The organism is Pseudomonas protegens (assembly GCF_003732485.1).
In the GTDB taxonomy this organism is placed as follows: Bacteria; Pseudomonadota; Gammaproteobacteria; order Pseudomonadales; family Pseudomonadaceae; genus Aquipseudomonas; species Aquipseudomonas protegens_B.
In genome coordinates, this window is record NZ_MOAK01000089.1 from 27,243 (window position 1) to 44,605 (window position 17,363).

Here is a 17,363-nt window from a genome sequence, read left to right on the forward strand (position 1 = left end):
ATGACGACGGTGCCGCTGTAACACCTGAAACGGCTGCTCCTGCAGTATCGCGGATGCCGATTGTGGAAGAGGACTACACGCTGGAAGAGTTTCTGGCCGAGCTGAGGCCCAAGGACAATTGGATGAATGATCTCTAGCACTAACCCCCGGTAAAAAGCCCCTTGGCAGTCAGCACTTTGGGGTGAAGTTGCAGCCGTAGATCGCCGGTGCTGGCGGCAAATCCAGTGTCGTTTGTTGTAGAAAGCGGCTTGCGAGGGGGCAGGCTCCTACGGGGGAGCAGCCATAAAAAATCGCAGCCTGGGCTGCGATTTTTTTGTGGGCGGCGCTGGTGCCTAGAGCTGGTAATGCTTCAACTCGCGAGCAATCAGCAGGCGCTGGATCTCGCTGGAGCCTTCGTAGATCTGGGTAATTCGCGCATCGCGGTAGTAGCGCTCCACCGGATAGTCCTCCAGATACCCATAGCCACCATGAATCTGCATCGCCGAGGAGCAGACTTTCTCGGCCATCTCCGAAGCGAACAGCTTGGCCTGGGAGGCTTCGGACAGGCACGGCTGGCCAGCGCTGCGCAGGCGCGCGGCATGCAGGATCAGCAAGCGCGCGGCATTGAGTCGGGTGTGCATGTCGGCCAGCAGGTTGGCGATGCTCTGGTGCTCGATGATCGGTTTGTCGAACTGCACCCGTTCCCGGGCGTAGGCCAGGGCCGCTTCGAAAGCGGCACGGGCGATGCCCAGGGCCTGGGCGGCAATGCCGATGCGTCCGCCTTCGAGGTTGGACAGGGCAATGGCCAGGCCCTTGCCGCGCTCGCCCAGCAGGTTGGCTTCGGGGATCGTGCATTGGTTGAGGGTCACGGCGCAGGTATCCGAGGCGCGGATGCCCATCTTGTGTTCGGTGCGGTCGACGACAAAACCCGGGGTGTCCGTGGGGACCAGGAACGCCGAGAGGCCTTTCTTGCCCAGTTCCGGGTCGGTCACCGCGAAGACAATGGCCAGTTGCGCCCGTTTGCCATTGCTGACGAACTGCTTGGCGCCATTGATCACCCACTGGCCGTCCCGCAGTTCGGCGCGGGTGCGCAGGTTGTGGGCTTCGGAGCCGGCCTGGGGTTCGGTCAGGCAGAAACAGCCGATGGCTTCGCCAGCGGCCAGGCGCGGCAGCCATGCTTGCTTCTGTTGCTCGCTGCCGTAGTTGAGGATCGGCCCGCAGCCTACCGAGTTGTGGATGCTCATCAGGGCCCCGGTGGCGCCGTCGCCGGCGGAGATCTCCTCCACCGCCAGGGCGTAGGCCACGTAGTCCAGGTAGCTGCCGCCCCATTGCTCGGGAACCACCATGCCCAGCAGGCCCAGTTCGCCCATCTTGCGCACCAGGGCGTCGTCGATCCAGCCGGCCTTTTCCCAGGCCTGGGCATGGGGCGCGATTTCGCCCCGGGCAAAATCCCGGGCCATGTCGCGGATCATGACTTGTTCTTCGGTCAATTCGATGTCGTGCATGAGTTCAGCTCCCGCTGCCGTCGAAACCGCTGAAGAAACTCGCTACCCGTTCGGCCTCAAGGGCTGCCAGGGTCGGCGGATTCCAGCGGGGGGTCTTGTCTTTGTCGATGATCAGGGCGCGTACGCCTTCCATCAGGTCGCCACGCTCGAACCATTGACGGTCCAGATGCAGCTCCAGGGCGAAGCATTGTTCCAGGCTCAACTGGCGGCCGTGGCGCAGCATCTGCAAGGTCACGGCCATGGCCAGGGGCGAACGGCTTTGCAGCAGGTCAGCGGTGGTCCTGGCCCACTCGTGGCTGTCGGCAACCGTCACGCTGCGCAATTGCTCGACGATGCTGGCCATGTCCGGCAGGGCGAAGAAGTGGTCGATGACCGGGCGCAAGGCTTGTAGTGGCGCATCGGGCAAGGTCTGTACCGCCAGCTTGGCCAGCAGGCCCTGCAGGTCCTTGAGCGGTGAGTCGCTCCAGTGCAGGCGATCCAGGCGCTGGTCCAGCAGGCTCAGTTTGTCGCTCTCCAGGTGCCAGTCCGCGAGGCCGCAGTACAGGGCATCGGCGGCACGGATCTGCACGCCGCTGACCCCAAGGTAGATGCCCAGTTCGCCGGGAATCCGTGAGAGGAAGTAGCTGCCGCCCACATCCGGGAAGTAACCGATGGCCACTTCCGGCATCGCCAGGCGGCTGCGCTCGGTGACCACTCGCAGGTCGGCGCCTTGCACCAGGCCCATGCCGCCGCCGAGGACAAAACCGTCCATCAGGGCCAGCACCGGCTTGCGGTAATGGTGGATCGTCAGGTCCAGGGCGTACTCCTCGACGAAGAAGTCCTCGTGCAGGGTTTCGCCGCTCTGGTAGCTGTCGTACAGCGAGCGGATATCGCCGCCGGCGCAGAAGGCCTTTTCTCCGGCGCCGCGCAGTACCACCGCGTGGATCAGCGGGTCCTGGGCCCAGGTGTCCAGTTGCTGCTGCAAGGTACGCACCATCGACAGGGTGATGGCATTGAGGCCGGCGGGACGGTTGAGGGTCAGGTGACCGATGTGGTTGCGCACCTCGACCAGCACTTCGTCGGGGGTGGCGTCGAGGTCCCGTGTCGTCTGGGATGAAACCTGAGCAGTCATCACTAACTCCCTGCTTTTATTGTTTTTTATATGAGGCTCGCGCGCGAGCATCGGCGGATCGTAACAGTGCAATTTTGCCCAGTACAACCCCGAAAACTGCAGGTTGGCTGTGCATTTTTGCATGTTGAAAAAGCCTCCCTCGATCTCGCGCCAGTGCTCTGGCCCGGCCCTGGCCCACAGCGCCGGTGCCGCGCCGGCAAATGTCCGCGGCCTAGGGGCACAGCAGCGCGAGCGCCGCTACAATGGCGCTCGAATTTTTTGCCGGCGAGGCACCATGGACATCGATCTGGCCCGCACCTTCCTGGAAATCGTCCGCAGTGGCAGCCTGATCGCCGCCGCCGAACGCCTGCACCTGACCCAGACCGCCATCAGCGCCCGGGTGCAGAACCTGGAAGGCCAGCTCAACTGCAAGCTGCTGGTGCGCAACCGCGCCGGCGCCCGACCTACCGCCGACGGTGAGGCCTTCATCCCCTATGCCAACCAATTGGTGCAGACCTGGGAGGCGGCTCAACGCGACCTGCCGCTGCTGGCCGGCTATCGCAATGTGCTGCACATCGGCGGCGAGCAGAGCCTGTGCAACCCGCTGATGCTCAATTGGGTGCGGCGCCTGCGCCAGGCACTGCCCAACCATGCGGTGCGCACCCAGATCGCCGAAGGCGCGAGCCTGCAGCGGCAACTGGAGTTGGGCGTGCTGGACGCAGCGCTGGTGTTCCAGCCGCTGTATTGCGCGGGATTGCAGGTGGAGCAACTGCTGGAGGAAAAACTGATCCAGGTACGCCTGGCGGGGCGTCCCGAGCCTTATGTGTACATCGACTGGGGCGATGATTTTCGCCGTCAGCACGACGCCGCATTGCCGGAGCAGGCCAAGGCGGCGGTGGGTTTCAACCTTGGGCCCCTGGCGCTGCAGTTCATTCTCGATGCCGGTGGCAGCGGCTATTTCCGTACCCGCGTGGTGCAGAGCTACCTGGACAGCGGCGTGCTGGAGCGGGTGGAAAAGGCCCCGGAATTCAGTTTTCCCACCTACCTGCTGTATGCCCGGGACCGGGATACAGCGGCGTTGCGGCAGGCGTTCGCGGTGCTGCGCGAGGTGATCGAGTGCGACAACGATTGGTCCCAGCGCTGGTCACCCATGGTTTGAACCGGCTGACTTGATTCTTGCGTCGCGCTTGAGAGCGCCTTCGCCGGCAAGCCGGCTCCTATGCCTGGCGCAATATCGGCGATGCCCTTGTAGGAGCCGGCTTGCCGGCGAACAGGCCCTTGAGTCTTGCGCTGAGGCTGTCTTCGCTGGCCACCCGACGCCAGCAAGGGAGAAGGGTGGGCGCTATCAGGGCCGCGAGGACAGGACTTGGCCAATGCTGCGCCGGCGGGCGTGGGCTTCGCTGGCGTGGATCAGTTGCTCAAGGTCCTCAGGGGTGACGTCAAAGAATTCTTCCATCTCCGCCAACGCCAATTTCAGGTCTTCGGCGGTGATCGCCAGGCTGTCGACGGGGGCCGCCGAGGGCAGCACTACCGGGGCCTCGCTCGGGCCCTTGGGGTAACGAATCCGCGTCAGGTTGTTGTAGGCCAGGGCACTGGCCAACAGGCTGGCCGCTGCGAGCATTACCGGACCCAGCTCCCGCCACTCCAGGGCCACGCTGGCCGGGTCCGCCAGCACCAGGGTCAGGGCCAGGGCACCGGCCGGGGGATGCAGGCAACGCAACCAGCACATCAGCACCAGGGCCATGCCCGCCGCAAGGCAGGCACTGCCCAGGGTCCGGCCTAGGACATGGGCCACCAGCAAGGCCACGACCCCGGCGCACAGGTAGCCGCCCAGGATCGACCAGGGTTGGGCCAGGGCGCCGGAAGACACGGCAAACAACAATACTGCCGAAGCCCCCAGCGGGCCGATCAGGTGCAGCGCCACCGGCATGCCGAACACCTGGGCGCAGAGCCAGACACTGAACAGGGTGCCCAAGGCCATGCCGATGGCGGCGCGACTCCATTCCAGGGGGCGGGTATTGATGGCGGCGGGTTTCCAGCGGGCAAACATCGGCAAGAAGGGTCCAGGGCTAAACGACGGGCAAAAAGAAGGGCTTGCCTGGATCACCAGAAAGCCCTTGAACGTTCCAACATTTGGGGGAGGAACGGGCACAGTGTGCCGAGCATTGGTGTAGCTGACAAATTCATAATAATGCTGTTTAAGTGCATTTATTTTGCTGTTTGACGCCCCTCGTAGGAGCCGGCTTGCCGGCGAAAGGGGCTTTGAGTCGAGTCTGGGTCTTGAGGGCGCATTCGCTGGCAAGCCAGCTCCTACAGCCAGCTCCTGCAGCCAGTTCCACAGCCAGCTGGGACGGTGCGTTTCTACAAGGTCAGGCGCATGGCGCAGCGGCGTGGTGCGGGCAGGCCATGCTGTGTTTCATCGGCCAGGACCTGGCGCAACCGCGGGCCAAGCTGTGCCGGTTCGAGGGTGACAAAGCCCTGGCGCTGGTAGAAGGGTTCGTTCCACGGCAGTTCGCGGAAGGTGCTCAGGGTCAGGGCTTCAAGCTGCTGCTCCCCGGCGTATTGCCGTGCCGCCCGCAACAGGCGCTTGCCGATGCCTTGGCCCTGGTGGCCGCTGGCGACGGAAATCTCCCAGACATGCAGTTCCCGGTCACAGATCTGTGCGTTGAGAAAGGCACAGCGGGTGCCGTCCACTGCCACTGCAACCCAGACCGGGTGGTGCTGGATGTTCTCGCGCTGGCTCTGGGCATCGGCCACTTCGGCGTCTGCCAGCCAGGCCAGTTGCGGATCACTGCGAAACAGTTTCGCAGCCGAGGTTTCTATGGCGGGGAGGAAGGCCGCATCGGCCACTCGCGCCCGGCGAATCTGAATAGTCATGGGCGCGAGTGTAAGGAGGCGGCAGGGGGCCGCGCAACGCTTTCAGGGTTGTGCCTGAGTGGCCTTGGGCAGGTGCAGGAGGACAAAGTCATTCTTGTCGAAACGCCCGTTCAGCACCGGTTTCAACCCGGCCAGTGGCGTGCCTTGCAGGCTGGGCAGGTCGCTCTGGTCAAGAATCACCCAGGCCGGGGCCGGCACTTGTGCCAGGGCGGCAGGCTGATCGGTGAACTGTGGCTGCAGGTCCCGATCCAGGTTGACCATGAACTTGATCGCCTTGGCGTCCTTGCCCATGCGGTGCAGGACCACCGGCGCCGGATCGGCATCGATCAATTGCATGGCATCGCGACTGAACGCCCGGGTGTCATAGAGCCGGTGCTCCACCGGTTCGAAGACCCCGATGTAACAGGTCCAGACTGCCAGCACCGCGCTGTAGGCCAGGCCCACGGCGCGCCACTGGCGCTTGAACAGCAGCCCCAGGGACACGGCCTGCAACAGGCCGAGGATCAGCAGCATGGGCGTGAGCGCCGTGAGTTGTTCGGGGAATTTGCGGCGCAATACCAGCAGCCCCACCATCAGCAACCCGGGCAGCAGCAGCCACAGGCCCTGGATCAGCACCCGCAGCCAGCCCATGACCCGCCCGCGGCCGGCCTGGAACGGATAAGCCGCGATGATCGCCGCCATGGGCAGCATCGGCAGCAGGTAGCGGGCTTTCTTCGCCTGGGGAATCGACAGGCCGATCATCACGATCAACCCGGCGGCGGTGCACAGGCGCAGCAATTTCAGGGCCGGGCCCTGTTCCGCGGGACGACTCAGCAGCACCGCAACCCAGGCGAGGATCGCCAGGGGATAGGCCAGGGCGTAGTTGCCCAGAGAGCTGGTGAAGTAATAAAGGACATCGCTGGAGCCTTCGCTGCCGTCCATGCGTCCCATGAACTGCATGCGGATCACATCGTCGACAAAGGCCTGGCCACCGCTGAGTTTGGCCAGCCACAGCAGCAGGCCGACGCAGGCCACCAGCAGCAACAGCGCGCTGAAACCGACGCCGAACAAACGGCGCCATTGACCGTTGAGCAGGTAGTAACTGCACAGCATGCCGGTGGGAATCACCAGGCCGATGGGCCCGCGAATGGCAAAGCCCAGCACCAGCAGCAGGAAGATCCAGCCCAGGTGCCGGCGGGCACCGAAATGGTCGTGGGCATAGCCGAGGTAGAACACCGCCAGGGATACCGCGGCGAGCATCTGGTCCAGGGAGACGGCACGGGTTTCGCTGATAAAGGTATTGCTCAGCAGCAGCAAGGCCACGCTGAGCAGGGCCCAGGTGCGGGAGTAGGGCGCCAGCAAGCGATAGATCAGGCTGACGATCAGCGCCGAAGCAATGGCCGTCGGCAGCCAGGCGGTGAAGCTGGTGACCTGCCCGGTAGGCAGGGAGAACAGCCACACCAGCAGGGTCGAGGCGCTGGAATAGTCAGCGTAGGGCTGGCCATAGGTGGTGGGGAAGAACCCCGGCCCATGGCGCAGCATTTCCTTGGCGAAGAGCACGAAGCGCGAGTCGAAACCGATGGCCGAATCGTGGCCGGCACCGGCGCAGAACAGCAGCAAGGCCAGCAGCCCCAGCGCCAACGATTGCCAAAGTAATGTGTTCGAAGGGGAGCTGGACTGCGGGTTCATTCAAGCCTCGGTGGACCACTGCTGATGAGGAATCGGCAGGTGGCGCGATTCACCGCGACCGATCGGGAAGTAAGTGAAACCGTTGCGCGCCAGGCGTTCGGCGTCGTACAGGTTGCGTCCGTCGAAGATCACCGGAGCCTTGAGCCGCTGTTGGATCAGCTCGAAATCCGGTGCCTTGAACTGCTGCCATTCGGTGCAGATGATCAGGGCATCGGCGCCGGCGAGTACCGATTCCGGCGTGCCCATGAGCATCAGGCGCGACTCGTCCGGGTACAAACGCTGGGTTTCCTGCATCGCTTCCGGGTCGAAGGCTCGGACTTCAGCGCCGGCCGCGAACAGCGCGTCCAGCAGCACTCGGCTCGGTGCGTCGCGCATGTCGTCGGTGTTGGGCTTGAACGCCAGGCCCCAGAGGGCAAAGGTCTTGCCTTCAAGGTCGCCTTTGTAGAACGCCTTGATGCGTTCGAACAGCTTGTGTTTCTGCCGTTCGTTGATGGCTTCCACCGCTTGCAACAGGTCACTGGAGCAGTGGGCCTGCTCGGCGCTGTGGATCAGCGCGCGCATGTCCTTGGGGAAGCAGGAGCCGCCGTAGCCGCAACCGGGGTAGATGAAGTGATAGCCGATCCGCGAGTCGGCGCCGATGCCCAAGCGTACCGATTCGATGTCGGCCCCCAGGTGCTCGGCCAGCTCGGCGATCTGGTTGATGAAGCTGATCTTGGTGGCCAGCATGCAGTTGGCCGCGTACTTGGTCAGCTCGGCGCTGCGCAGGTCCATGAACATGATGCGGTCGTGGTTGCGGTTGAACGGCGCGTAGAGATCGCGCATCACATCCTGCACCGCTTCGCGCTCGCAGCCGATGACGATCCGGTCCGGGCGACGGCAGTCGCTGACCGCCGAGCCTTCCTTGAGGAATTCCGGGTTGGAGACGATATCGAATTCCAGGGCGCGGCCTTCCAGGGCTTTTTCAATGTGCGCCTTCAGGGTGTCGCCGGTGCCCACTGGAACGGTGGACTTCTCCACCAGAATCACCGGTTGCTGGCGGTGGCGGGCTACGGCGTCGCCCACCGACAGCACGTAGCGCAGGTCTGCCGAGCCGTCTTCGCTGGAAGGCGTGCCCACGGCGATGAACAGCACCTGGCCGTGTTGCACCGCGAGTTTTTCATCGGTAGTGAAGTGCAGGCGCTTGGCTTCGAGGTTTTCCTTCACCAGGCTGGCAAGCCCGGGTTCGAAGATGCTCACATGCCCCTGTTGCAGCTGCTGGACCTTTTGCTCGTCAATGTCCATGCAGATGACATCGTGGCCGACTTCAGCCAACACGGCGGCTTGTACTAGGCCGACGTAACCACTTCCAAATACGCTGATTTTCATGGGGTATTCCTGGGACTTGTCGCGGGTGCAGATCGAGAGTTGATGGTGATCACGCCGAGGATGACCAAGGCCACTCCAAGGCTTTTGGAAAGCGTGAAGGGTTCGTTGAACAGCGGCAGGCTGGCGGCCAGCAGGTAGACCAGCGCGTAGCTGATGCTCAGCAGCGAGTAGGCCCGGCCCAGGGGCAGATCGCGTAGCGCCAGGAGCCAACAGAGCATCGACAGGGCGTAAGCGCCGATGGCCGCGATCACCACTGCCAGAGCCGCGAGGTCGACGCTGCCGGCACTCAGGGCCGACAGCCACTGGTCCGGGGCGGGCAGGCGGGTCATGCTCCAGCGCATGCCCAACTGGGCGCCGCTGACCAGGGCCACACTGCCCAGGGCGAAGGCAAAGCCCTTGACCCGGCTCATGCGTGGCGACTCAACAGCAGCACGCCACCGATTACCAGGGCCACGCCGAGCCAATGGCGGCGGTCGATGGGCTCATGGAAGACCAAGCGCGCGATCAGGGTGATGAACACGAAGTTCAGGCTGAGCATCGGGTAGGCCACGCCCACCTCCATGCGTTGCAGCACCAGGAGCCACACCAGCAGGCCCAGGCCGAGGCTGAACAGGGCCAGCCACAGCCAGCCGGAACGCAGTTTTTGCAGGATGCCGGAAGGCTGGTCACGCCAGCTTTCCACGGCAAACTTCTGCGCCACCTGGCCCAGGCAGGTCAGCCCGCAGGCAAGCAAGAGCAACAACAGACTCATGGCTGACTCTGGGGAATGATGAAGATCACGATATTGCCTTGCTCGTAGCGCTTGGCATCCTTGGGCAGCAGCTCGACTTCATGTTCCTCGTCGCTGCTCTTGACCCGCATCACTACACCGATCGAGCCTTGCTTACGGGCTTGCTCGATCCACGGCTGGACTTGGTTCAGGTCGACCTTGCGTGCCGCAGTGTCCTCGTAGCCCAGGCCGTATTTCACTTCGCCCTGGGTGTTGTAAAGAGTCACGTCAGGGCGACGCAGACGCCAGGCCAGCGCGGAAGCCGCGCCCAGGTCGTTGCTCAGCAGGGCTTTGGCCTGACCCAGCTCGGCCACGTGATCGATGATGAACTGGTCGGGAATCTTGTTGTAGACCACCTTGTTCGGCAGCGCCGCCGGGGCCAGGGCCACCAGCAGGAAGCTGCCCAGGGCCGGGGCGGCCCACAGGCTCAAGGGGCGCATGGCCTGCAACAGGTTGCTGATGATCCAGCCCAGCAACAGGACGTACACCAGGACCAGATGCTGGGGTTCGTCCACATACACCGGCTTTTTCAGCTGGAAGTACACCAGGGCCAGCAGGGCCAACAGGCCGGCCAGCAGGTTGAGCACACCATTGAGGCTGACGATCCGGGTCTTGCCGGCGGCCAGACGGTCCACCAGGGTGTGGCCCATCAGCAGGGCCAGGGGCAGCAGGCACGGCAGGATGTAGGCCGGCAACTTGCCCTTGCTCAGGCTGAAGAACGCCAGGGGCAGCACCAGCCACAGCAGCAGGAAGCCGCTGCTGTTCAGGCGCCGTTGTTCCCAGGCCTGCTTCAGGCTGGCCGGCAACAGCAGCACCCAGGGCACGCAGAAGCCCACCAGCAATGGCAGGTAGTACCACCAGGGCGAGGCGTGCTGCGCGTCTTCACCGGCAAAGCGGCGGATGTGCTCGTGCCAGAAGAAGAACCTCCAGTAGTCAGGTTCCTGGGCATGCACCGCCAGGGCCCAGGGCAGGCTGACCAGAATCGCCACCAGCACGCCGATACCGCCATAAATCAGCAGCGAACGCAGGCGCTTCTGCCACACCGCGTAGGGCAGGGCCACCAACACCGGCAGCAGCCAGGCGAGAAAGCCCTTGGTCATGAAGCCCATGCCGCAGGCCAGGCCCAACAGCACCCAGGCGCCGATCTGTCCGCGTCGGGTCTGGCAGTCGAAGGTGAACCACAGTGCCACCAGGCTCAGGTTGACCCAGAAGGTGAACTGCGGATCGAGGTTGGCGTAGCCGGCTTGCAGCGCCACCACGGTAAAACTCATGTAGAGCAGGGCGCTGGCCAGGCTCTTGCGCGGATCGTTCCACAGGCGCCGGGCCAACAGATAGGCCAGGACCACGCTGAGGCCGGTGCTCAGGGCCGAGGCCACGCGCACGCCAAACAGGTTGTCGCCAAACAGCGCCTGGCCGATGGCGATCATCCAATAACCGGCCACGGGTTTCTCGAAATAGCGAATGCCCATGAAGTGCGGCGACGCCCATTTGCCGCTCAGGAGCATTTCCTGGCTGATCTGCGCGTAACGGGTTTCATCGGGAATCCACAGGCCGTGGGTGGCCATGGGCAACAGGTAGAACAGGCCGAAAGCGATCAGCAGCAGCGGCAGCGCCCAACGTCTGGTCATGCGCCTTGCACTCCCAGCCAGCCTTCACGGCCTTCCAGCGCGCCACGCACGACTTTGCCCGCGGGCAGGTTGGCGAGGTCCGCCGGGAGCATGTCCCCCAAGGGTTGGAAGTGGATGTCGCGTTGCTTGGCGCTGGCCAGCAATTGGCGGAAATCGTTGGCCATGAGAATCCCTTCTACTTCTGCATGCACGGTATAGACGTTGAGTTTGTTCGGACTGAACCGGTCGAGGATGTAGCGGTTGAAATCCTTGGCGGCCACCACCGGCCCGACCACTTCGTCGAAGGTCGGCAGGTCCACTGGAATCTGTGGTGCGCCCAGGCTGCCGTCCGCCAGTTGTGGCTGGAACAGGCTCTGGCCGCGGCAGTCGCTGTTGTAGCGAAAGCCGAACTGTTGCTTGGCTTCGATGACGCGTTCATCGGCGCGCCAACCGGCAGACGCCGAGCAGCTCACCGCTTGCCCGAGAATATCGTTGAGGCTGTCGACGCCACGGCGGATCTGTTCGATCAGCTGTGCCTGACTCCAGCGCCCGGTGTTGGCCTGCCAGCCGTGGTGATCCCAGGCGTGCAGGCCGACTTCATGGCCGGCGGCCAGGGTCTGGCGCATCAGATGCCCCAGGTCCCGGCCAATGGGTTTGCCCGGCCAGGCAGTGCCGGCCAGGAGAATGTCCCAGCCGTACAGGCCCGCGGCATTGGATCGCAGCATTTTCCAGAGGAACTGCGGACGGATCAGGCGCCACAGGTGGCGCCCCATGTTGTCCGGCCCGACGCTGAAGAAGAACGTGGCCTTGACCCCGGCTTCGTCCAGCGATTCGAGCAGCCGCGGCACCCCCTCCCGGGTGCCGCGGTAGGTATCGACATCAATGCGCAGACCTGCCTGCATCAGCGAGCTTCTTCTTTGGAACGATCGGCGATTTCCAGCATGGCTTCACGCAGGAAGAAGTCCAGGGTGTTGCCGATGGTTTGGCTCATCTCCACGGTTGGTTCCCAGTTCAGCAGGCGCTTGGCGTTGGCGATGCTCGGCTTGCGGTGTTCCACGTCCTGGTAGCCGGCACCGTAGAACGCCTTGCTCTCGACGTCGCGGAAACCGGCGAACGGCGGGAAGTTGCTGCGCAGCGGGTGCGCTTCGAACTGACGCAGCAGTTCTTCGCCCAGCTGACGGATGCTGGCTTCGTTGTCCGGGTTGCCGATGTTGATGATCTGGCCGTTGCAGCAGTCGTTGTCGTTGTCGACGATGCGTGCCAAGGCTTCGATGCCGTCGGCGATGTCAGTGAAGCAACGCTTCTGCTCGCCACCGTCGAACAGACGGATCGGCGTGCCTTCCACCAGGTTGAGGATCAGCTGGGTAATGGCACGGGAGCTGCCGATACGGGCCGAGTCCAGACGGTCCAGGCGCGGGCCCATCCAGTTGAACGGACGGAACAGGGTGAAGTTCAGGCCCTTGGCGCCGTAAGCCCAGATCACCCGGTCCAGCAGTTGCTTGGACACCGAGTAGATCCAGCGTTGCTTGTTGATCGGGCCAACGATCAGGTTGGAAGTGTCTTCGTCGAAGTTCTTGTCCTGGCACATGCCATAGACTTCCGAAGTCGACGGGAAGATCACGCGCTTGTTGTACTTGACGCAGTAGCGAACCAGCTTGAGGTTCTCTTCGAAGTCCAACTCGAACACGCGCAGCGGGTTGCGGGTGTATTCGATCGGGGTGGCGATGGCCACGAGCGGCAGGACCACGTCGCACTTCTTGATGTGATATTCGATCCACTCGGAGTGAATGCTGATATCGCCTTCGACGAAGTGGAAGTTCGGATGGCTGCGCAGGCGCTCGATGGCGTCGGAGCCAATGTCCAGGCCGTAGACGTCGTACTTGTCGTCGCGCAGCAGACGCTCGGACAGGTGGTTACCGATAAAGCCGTTGACACCGAGGATCAGCACGCGGGTACGACGCGGCTTGCGCCCGGACTCGGCACCGCGCAGCAGGGAACCATCCACCAGGCCCAGTTCATTGGCCAGTTGCGGGCCGCCCAGGTACAGGCCGTTGGCGTTGCGCTGGCCGGAGGTGATCACCAGGGAGTCTTCGCCACAGGCGATGCGCAGCGGGTCGACGCTGATGACCCGGCCCGGGGCCTGGCCTTCGTTGCCTTTTGCAACTTCGGCACTCCAGACAATCAGCTTGTGCTCGCCGACGGCGCAGAAAGCGCCCGGGTACGGTTGAGTGACCGCACGTACCAGGTTGAACAGCTCTTCGGCCGGGCGTTTCCACTCCAGCTTGCCGTCTGCGGCGGTACGACGACCGAAGTAGCTGGCCTTGGACTCGTCCTGGGCGGTCTCGGTGATCTTGCCCTGGGCCAGCGCCGGCAGGGTGTCGCGCAGCAGGCTGGCAGCGGCGTCACGCAGTTTGTGGTGCAGGCTCAGCGCCGTATCGCTGCGCTCGATGGCTACGCGCTGCTGGGCAATGATGGCGCCGGCATCGGCGCGCTTGACCATGCGATGCAGGGTCACGCCGGTCTCGGTTTCGCCCTTGACCAGCACCCAGTTGGCCGGTGCGCGGCCACGGTAGTGCGGCAGCAGGGAGCCGTGCAGGTTGAACGCACCCTTGCGAGCGGTGGCCAGCAGGGGTTCGCTCAGCAGATTGCGGTAGTAGAAGGAGAACAGGTAGTCCGGGTCGAGTTTGCTGATGCGCTCGATCCACAGCGGGTGGTTGGCATCTTCCGGGGCATGCACGGCAATGCCTTTGCGGGCGCACAGCTGGGCGACGGAGCCGTAGAAGGTGTTCTCCTTGGGATCGTCGGCGTGGGTGAACACGGCAGCGATCTCGTAGCCTGCATTGAGCAGGGCTTCGATGCCTGCACAGCCAATATCGTGGTAGGCGAAGACAACAGCTTTATTGCTCATGGCGAAACCTGATCAGTATGAGTGGAAGTTAAACCGTCGACAGTGACAGCCGGGGCGGGGACCGCCGGCTGGCTGCGCAAGACTTTTTCGATGAAGAAGCGCGGGCGGGCCCGCACGTCGCTGTACATGCGTCCCAGGTATTCACCCAAAAGACCCATGCCGATGAATTGGCCACCGGTGAACACGAACAGCACCGCGAACAGCACGAAGGTGCCGTCGCCGGCCCAGGTGGCGCCGAAGATCAGCCGCAGCACGATCAGCATCAGGGCGAACAGCGCGCCGAGGCCGGCCATGCCGAAGCCGATGATGCTCAGCAGCCGCAGGGGCGTGGTGGTCATGCAGGTGATCAGGTCGAACATCAGATTGATCAGGCGCATCGGGCTGTACTTGGAGTCGCCGTGCTCGCGCTCGGCGTGCTCCACCAGCACTTCGGTGGTGTGCCGGGCGAAGCTGTTGGCCAGGATCGGGATAAAGGTACTGCGCTCGGTGCAGGCCAGCATCGCGTCGATGATGGTGCGACGGTAGGCCCGCAGCATGCAGCCGTAGTCGCTCATGGCCACACCGGTGGAGCGCTGCACGGCCAGGTTGATCAGTTTTGACGGCCAGCGGCGGAAGGCCGAGTCCTGGCGGTTGTTGCGCACGGTGCCGACCACGTCATAACCGAGCTCGGCCTGGGCCACCAGGCGCGGAATTTCTTCCGGCGGGTTCTGCAGGTCGGCGTCGAGGGTGATGACCACATCGCCGCGGCACTGCTCGAAGCCGGCCATGATCGCTGCGTGCTGACCGTAGTTGCGGTTGAGGATCACCGCCACTACCGGGCTGCCTTCACGCTCGGCGGCTTCCTGCAGGATGTTCGCCGACTCGTCGCGGCTGCCGTCGTCCACCAGGACGATTTCAAACTCGTGCTTGAGCTGGCGGCAGGCCGCCTCGGTGCGCCGCAGCAGCTCGGGCAGGCTCTGTTCTTCGTTGTAGACCGGAATGACGATCGACACGAACTGGATTGGGTAAGGTTTCAAAGGCTTCAGTCCAGGAGGTTGGCAATGGCACCGGAGACCCGCTCGACATCGTCGAGGGTCATGTCCGGGAACAGTGGAATCGAGCATAGACGCGCCGAGTTCCATTCGGTGTGTGGTAGCCGCACATCGGGGAAGCGCTGTCGGTAATAGGTATGCAGGTGAGTGGCGATGAAGTGGATGCCGGTGCCGATGTTCTGTTCCTGCAGGCCCTTCATGAAGGCTTCACGGTCCAGGCCGCAGCGTTCGGCGTCGATACGCAGGATGAACAGGTGCCAGGCGTGCTGCTGCGGGTACTGGGGCAGGTGCAGGGGCTGTACCGGCAGACCTTTGAGGCGCTCCAGGTAAGCCTTGGCCAGCACTTCGCGCCGGGCGTTGATCTGGTCCAGGCGCTGCAATTGCACCAGGGCGATGGCGGCGTTGATGTCTCCCAGGTTGTACTTGAATCCGGGTTCGATCACCTGGGCCTGGGGCTTGCGGCCGTGGGTCAGGCGATCGTAGGCGTCCACGCCCAGGCCGTGGAACTTGAGCATGCGCACCCGGTCGGCCAGGGCCTGGTCATCGCTGACGAACATCGCACCTTCGGCGCAGGTCATGTTCTTGATGGCGTGGAAGGAGAAGATCGCCGTGCCCTGGGCGCCGATGGCCCGGCCGCGATAGACAGTACCGGCCGCGTGGGCGGCATCTTCGATCACCGCAATGCCGTGCTTGTCCGCCAGGGCGTACAGCGGGTCCAGGTCGAAGGCGGCACCGGCATAGTGCACCGGGATGATGGCCTTGGTCCGTGGCGTGATGGCCGCTTCGATGGTGGCTGCGTCGCTCATCAGGGTGTCGGGGTCGACATCGACGAATACCGGAGTAGCCCCCAGCAGGCAGATCATGTTGGCCGTGGAGACCCAGGTCTGGGACGGGGTGATCACTTCGTCGCCGGGGCCAATGCCCAGGGCCAGCAGGGTGATGTGCATGGCGCCGGTGGCCGACGACAGGGCCACGGCATGGCGAGCGCCGACGCGGTCGGCGAACTGCTGTTCCAGTTCCTGGTTTTTCGGGCCGGTGGTGATCCAGCCGGAGCGCAGAACCTGCTCCACTGCAGCGATCTCTTCGTCGCCAATACTCGGGCGCGAGAAAGGAAGGAAAGCCTGGTTCATGGTTACCTCGGGTTTAGCGGATGCTGGAAATACGGGGTGATGCGAATGAACGAACGATTGATGGGAAGGGGGGGCGGTCATGCAGTCATCAAGGCTCATCCAGTTATTGGGCCGGGGTGGCGATCCATGCAGCGTTTGAGTAAAGACGATGTTTGTTAAAAGTAAATGCGGATCAAGGTGTTATCTTGGCAACCTGAGAAAGCACTGCGTTTGGCAGGTGGCGTGTTGGTGGCTGAGATTAAGCGGAAAAATGTGAAACGAATATGAAAAATAGGGCAAAAGTCCGTTTTTCTGCGGGCCAGACAGCTAGTGTTCAGTTTGTTGTCAAGGTTGTAGCGTGGCGGGGTGCCGGCAGCGCTTTCAAGGGCTTGAACAAGGGCTTGAAGGAGCGCTTGCGGGGGGCTTTGCACGGTGCCTTGAGCAGGGCCATGAACGGTGCAGGACGCTGCACTCCGGTGTCGTCTCTGGTTTCGGGGGCAGCATGACTTCCCAGGAACAACCGGCCGCGGCCGACCGCTCGCACAAGACCAACCCGTTGAGCCTGTACCTGGCGCGCCTGGCCCCCTCCAGCCAGTCGACCCTGCGTTACGTGCTGCAGGACGCCGCCGACCGCCTGGGTTATGACGAGCTCAACCTTGAGGACATCCCCTGGCATCAACTGCAACCCGAACAGGTAACGGCCCTGGTGGCCACATTGCGCCGTGACGGCTATGCCCCGAGCACCTCGTCGCTGTACGTCAATGCCCTGCGCGGGGTGATGAACGAAGCCTGGCGCAGCAGCCTGATCAGCCAGGACCACCTGCTGAAAATGCGCTCGGTCAAGGCCATGGGCGGTACACGCCTGTCCCGGGGGCGCAATCTCAAGCGCGGCCTGATCCAGGACCTGATGGCGGTGTGTGCCGCCGACCCGCGCCCCCAGGGCGTGCGCGACGCGGCCATCATTGCGGTGCTCTATGGCTCGGGCATGCGCAAGTCCGAATCGGTGAACCTGGACCTGGCCCAGGTGGACTTCGCCCAGCGCAGCCTGCAGGTGCTGGCCAAGGGCAACAAGCAACTGATCAAGTATGCCCCCACCTGGGCCTTCGACAAGCTGCAGGCCTGGCTGGAACTGCGCCGTGCGTACCTGCCCGAAGGCCTGGAGGACGATGCTTTTCTGTTCAACCGGATTCGTCGCGGCGGTCATATCACCCGTGAACGCATCAGCAAGCACGCCATCTACTACATCGCTCGCCAGCGCGGCGCCCAGGTCGGCGTGCGGATCATGCCCCACGACTTTCGTCGTTCGTTCATTACCCGGGTGATCGAGGAGCATGACCTGTCGATCGCCCAGAAGCTGGCGCACCACACCAATATCCAGACCACCGCCAGCTATGACATGCGTGACGACAATGAACGGCGCCGGGCCATCGACCGCTTCGACCTGTGAGTACCGGC

15 protein-coding genes are annotated in these 17,363 nt (G+C 63.6%); 2 read left to right on the forward strand and 13 right to left on the reverse strand.

The features are described 5' to 3' along the window. Positions 1-332: 332 nt before the first annotated feature. Together BLX41_RS31895 and BLX41_RS31900 are read right to left on the reverse strand one after the other, a co-directional pair. Positions 333-1,484, reverse strand: a complete 1,152-nt coding sequence (locus BLX41_RS31895) for an acyl-CoA dehydrogenase family protein (protein ID WP_123728080.1) — start codon at positions 1,482-1,484, stop codon at positions 333-335. A gap of 4 nt (positions 1,485-1,488) precedes the next feature. Beyond that, positions 1,489-2,595, reverse strand: coding sequence for an enoyl-CoA hydratase/isomerase family protein (locus BLX41_RS31900; protein ID WP_123728081.1), 1,107 nt, complete (start codon positions 2,593-2,595; stop codon positions 1,489-1,491). Between the two features lie 274 nt (positions 2,596-2,869). Between BLX41_RS31900 and BLX41_RS31905 the strand changes: the two genes are divergently transcribed. Continuing rightward, positions 2,870-3,733, forward strand: a complete 864-nt coding sequence (locus BLX41_RS31905) for a LysR family transcriptional regulator (protein ID WP_123728082.1) — start codon at positions 2,870-2,872, stop codon at positions 3,731-3,733. Between the two features lie 186 nt (positions 3,734-3,919). Here BLX41_RS31905 and BLX41_RS31910 read toward each other — a convergent pair whose 3' ends face one another. From BLX41_RS31910 to arnB, 11 genes are all read right to left on the reverse strand, one after another. Beyond that, positions 3,920-4,624 (reverse strand): HPP family protein, encoded by a 705-nt coding sequence (locus BLX41_RS31910; protein ID WP_123728083.1) that lies wholly within the window; start codon positions 4,622-4,624, stop codon positions 3,920-3,922. A gap of 311 nt (positions 4,625-4,935) precedes the next feature. Beyond that, positions 4,936-5,451, reverse strand: a complete 516-nt coding sequence (locus BLX41_RS31915) for a GNAT family N-acetyltransferase (RefSeq protein WP_123728084.1) — start codon at positions 5,449-5,451, stop codon at positions 4,936-4,938. Between the two features lie 42 nt (positions 5,452-5,493). Then, a complete protein-coding gene (locus BLX41_RS31920) occupies positions 5,494-7,119 on the reverse strand; it encodes an ArnT family glycosyltransferase (RefSeq protein ID WP_123728085.1) in 1,626 nt (541 codons plus the stop codon). After that, the gene (locus BLX41_RS31925; protein WP_123728086.1) at positions 7,120-8,484 is read right to left on the reverse strand and encodes a UDP-glucose dehydrogenase family protein; all 1,365 of its coding nucleotides are present in this window, start codon (positions 8,482-8,484) and stop codon (positions 7,120-7,122) included. After that, positions 8,481-8,894 carry a 4-amino-4-deoxy-L-arabinose-phosphoundecaprenol flippase subunit ArnF gene (gene arnF, locus BLX41_RS31930; RefSeq protein ID WP_123728087.1) on the reverse strand — a complete coding sequence of 138 codons (414 nt, stop codon included), beginning with the start codon at positions 8,892-8,894 and terminating at the stop codon, positions 8,481-8,483. The genes BLX41_RS31925 and arnF overlap by 4 nt, the downstream gene beginning before the upstream one ends. After that, complete coding sequence (gene arnE / locus BLX41_RS31935) at positions 8,891-9,235, reverse strand: 4-amino-4-deoxy-L-arabinose-phosphoundecaprenol flippase subunit ArnE (RefSeq protein ID WP_123728088.1); 345 nt, start codon at positions 9,233-9,235, stop codon at positions 8,891-8,893. The genes arnF and arnE overlap by 4 nt, the downstream gene beginning before the upstream one ends. Next, complete coding sequence (gene arnT, locus BLX41_RS31940; RefSeq protein ID WP_123728089.1) at positions 9,232-10,881, reverse strand: lipid IV(A) 4-amino-4-deoxy-L-arabinosyltransferase; 1,650 nt, start codon at positions 10,879-10,881, stop codon at positions 9,232-9,234. The genes arnE and arnT overlap by 4 nt, the downstream gene beginning before the upstream one ends. Further along, positions 10,878-11,762, reverse strand: coding sequence for a 4-deoxy-4-formamido-L-arabinose-phosphoundecaprenol deformylase (arnD, locus tag BLX41_RS31945; RefSeq protein ID WP_123728090.1), 885 nt, complete (start codon positions 11,760-11,762; stop codon positions 10,878-10,880). The genes arnT and arnD overlap by 4 nt, the downstream gene beginning before the upstream one ends. Beyond that, a complete protein-coding gene (gene arnA / locus BLX41_RS31950) occupies positions 11,762-13,768 on the reverse strand; it encodes a bifunctional UDP-4-amino-4-deoxy-L-arabinose formyltransferase/UDP-glucuronic acid oxidase ArnA (protein ID WP_123728091.1) in 2,007 nt (668 codons plus the stop codon). Before arnA ends, arnD begins: the two co-directional genes overlap by 1 nt. Beyond that, the gene (arnC, locus tag BLX41_RS31955; RefSeq protein WP_123728092.1) at positions 13,765-14,784 is read right to left on the reverse strand and encodes an undecaprenyl-phosphate 4-deoxy-4-formamido-L-arabinose transferase; all 1,020 of its coding nucleotides are present in this window, start codon (positions 14,782-14,784) and stop codon (positions 13,765-13,767) included. The genes arnA and arnC overlap by 4 nt, the downstream gene beginning before the upstream one ends. Positions 14,785-14,789: 5 nt before the next feature. Next, on the reverse strand, positions 14,790-15,929 hold the full coding sequence (gene arnB, locus BLX41_RS31960) for a UDP-4-amino-4-deoxy-L-arabinose aminotransferase (RefSeq protein ID WP_123728093.1): 1,140 nt from the start codon (positions 15,927-15,929) through the stop codon (positions 14,790-14,792). Positions 15,930-16,410: 481 nt separating this feature from the next. On the opposite strand from arnB, the gene BLX41_RS31965 reads away from it, so the two are divergent. Then, complete coding sequence (locus tag BLX41_RS31965) at positions 16,411-17,355, forward strand: site-specific integrase (protein WP_123728094.1); 945 nt, start codon at positions 16,411-16,413, stop codon at positions 17,353-17,355. The last annotated feature ends 8 nt before the right edge of the window (positions 17,356-17,363 follow it).

Excerpts from the sequence above, each read along its gene's own strand:
- BLX41_RS31920 (WP_123728085.1), bottom strand. The coding sequence starts at position 7,119 with ATGAACCCGCAGTCCAGCTCCCCTTCGAACACATTACTTTGGCAATCG.
- BLX41_RS31925 (WP_123728086.1), bottom strand. The coding sequence starts at position 8,484 with ATGAAAATCAGCGTATTTGGAAGTGGTTACGTCGGCCTAGTACAAGCC.
- BLX41_RS31965 (WP_123728094.1), top strand. The coding sequence starts at position 16,411 with ATGACTTCCCAGGAACAACCGGCCGCGGCCGACCGCTCGCACAAGACC.
- arnA (WP_123728091.1), bottom strand. The coding sequence starts at position 13,768 with ATGAGCAATAAAGCTGTTGTCTTCGCCTACCACGATATTGGCTGTGCA.
- arnT (WP_123728089.1), bottom strand. The coding sequence starts at position 10,881 with ATGACCAGACGTTGGGCGCTGCCGCTGCTGCTGATCGCTTTCGGCCTG.
- arnD (WP_123728090.1), bottom strand. The coding sequence starts at position 11,762 with ATGCAGGCAGGTCTGCGCATTGATGTCGATACCTACCGCGGCACCCGG.
- BLX41_RS31905 (WP_123728082.1), top strand. The coding sequence starts at position 2,870 with ATGGACATCGATCTGGCCCGCACCTTCCTGGAAATCGTCCGCAGTGGC.
- arnF (WP_123728087.1), bottom strand. The coding sequence starts at position 8,894 with ATGAGCCGGGTCAAGGGCTTTGCCTTCGCCCTGGGCAGTGTGGCCCTG.
- BLX41_RS31910 (WP_123728083.1), bottom strand. The coding sequence starts at position 4,624 with ATGTTTGCCCGCTGGAAACCCGCCGCCATCAATACCCGCCCCCTGGAA.
- arnB (WP_123728093.1), bottom strand. The coding sequence starts at position 15,929 with ATGAACCAGGCTTTCCTTCCTTTCTCGCGCCCGAGTATTGGCGACGAA.
- BLX41_RS31900 (WP_123728081.1), bottom strand. The coding sequence starts at position 2,595 with ATGACTGCTCAGGTTTCATCCCAGACGACACGGGACCTCGACGCCACC.
- BLX41_RS31895 (WP_123728080.1), bottom strand. The coding sequence starts at position 1,484 with ATGCACGACATCGAATTGACCGAAGAACAAGTCATGATCCGCGACATG.
- BLX41_RS31915 (WP_123728084.1), bottom strand. The coding sequence starts at position 5,451 with ATGACTATTCAGATTCGCCGGGCGCGAGTGGCCGATGCGGCCTTCCTC.
- arnE (WP_123728088.1), bottom strand. The coding sequence starts at position 9,235 with ATGAGTCTGTTGTTGCTCTTGCTTGCCTGCGGGCTGACCTGCCTGGGC.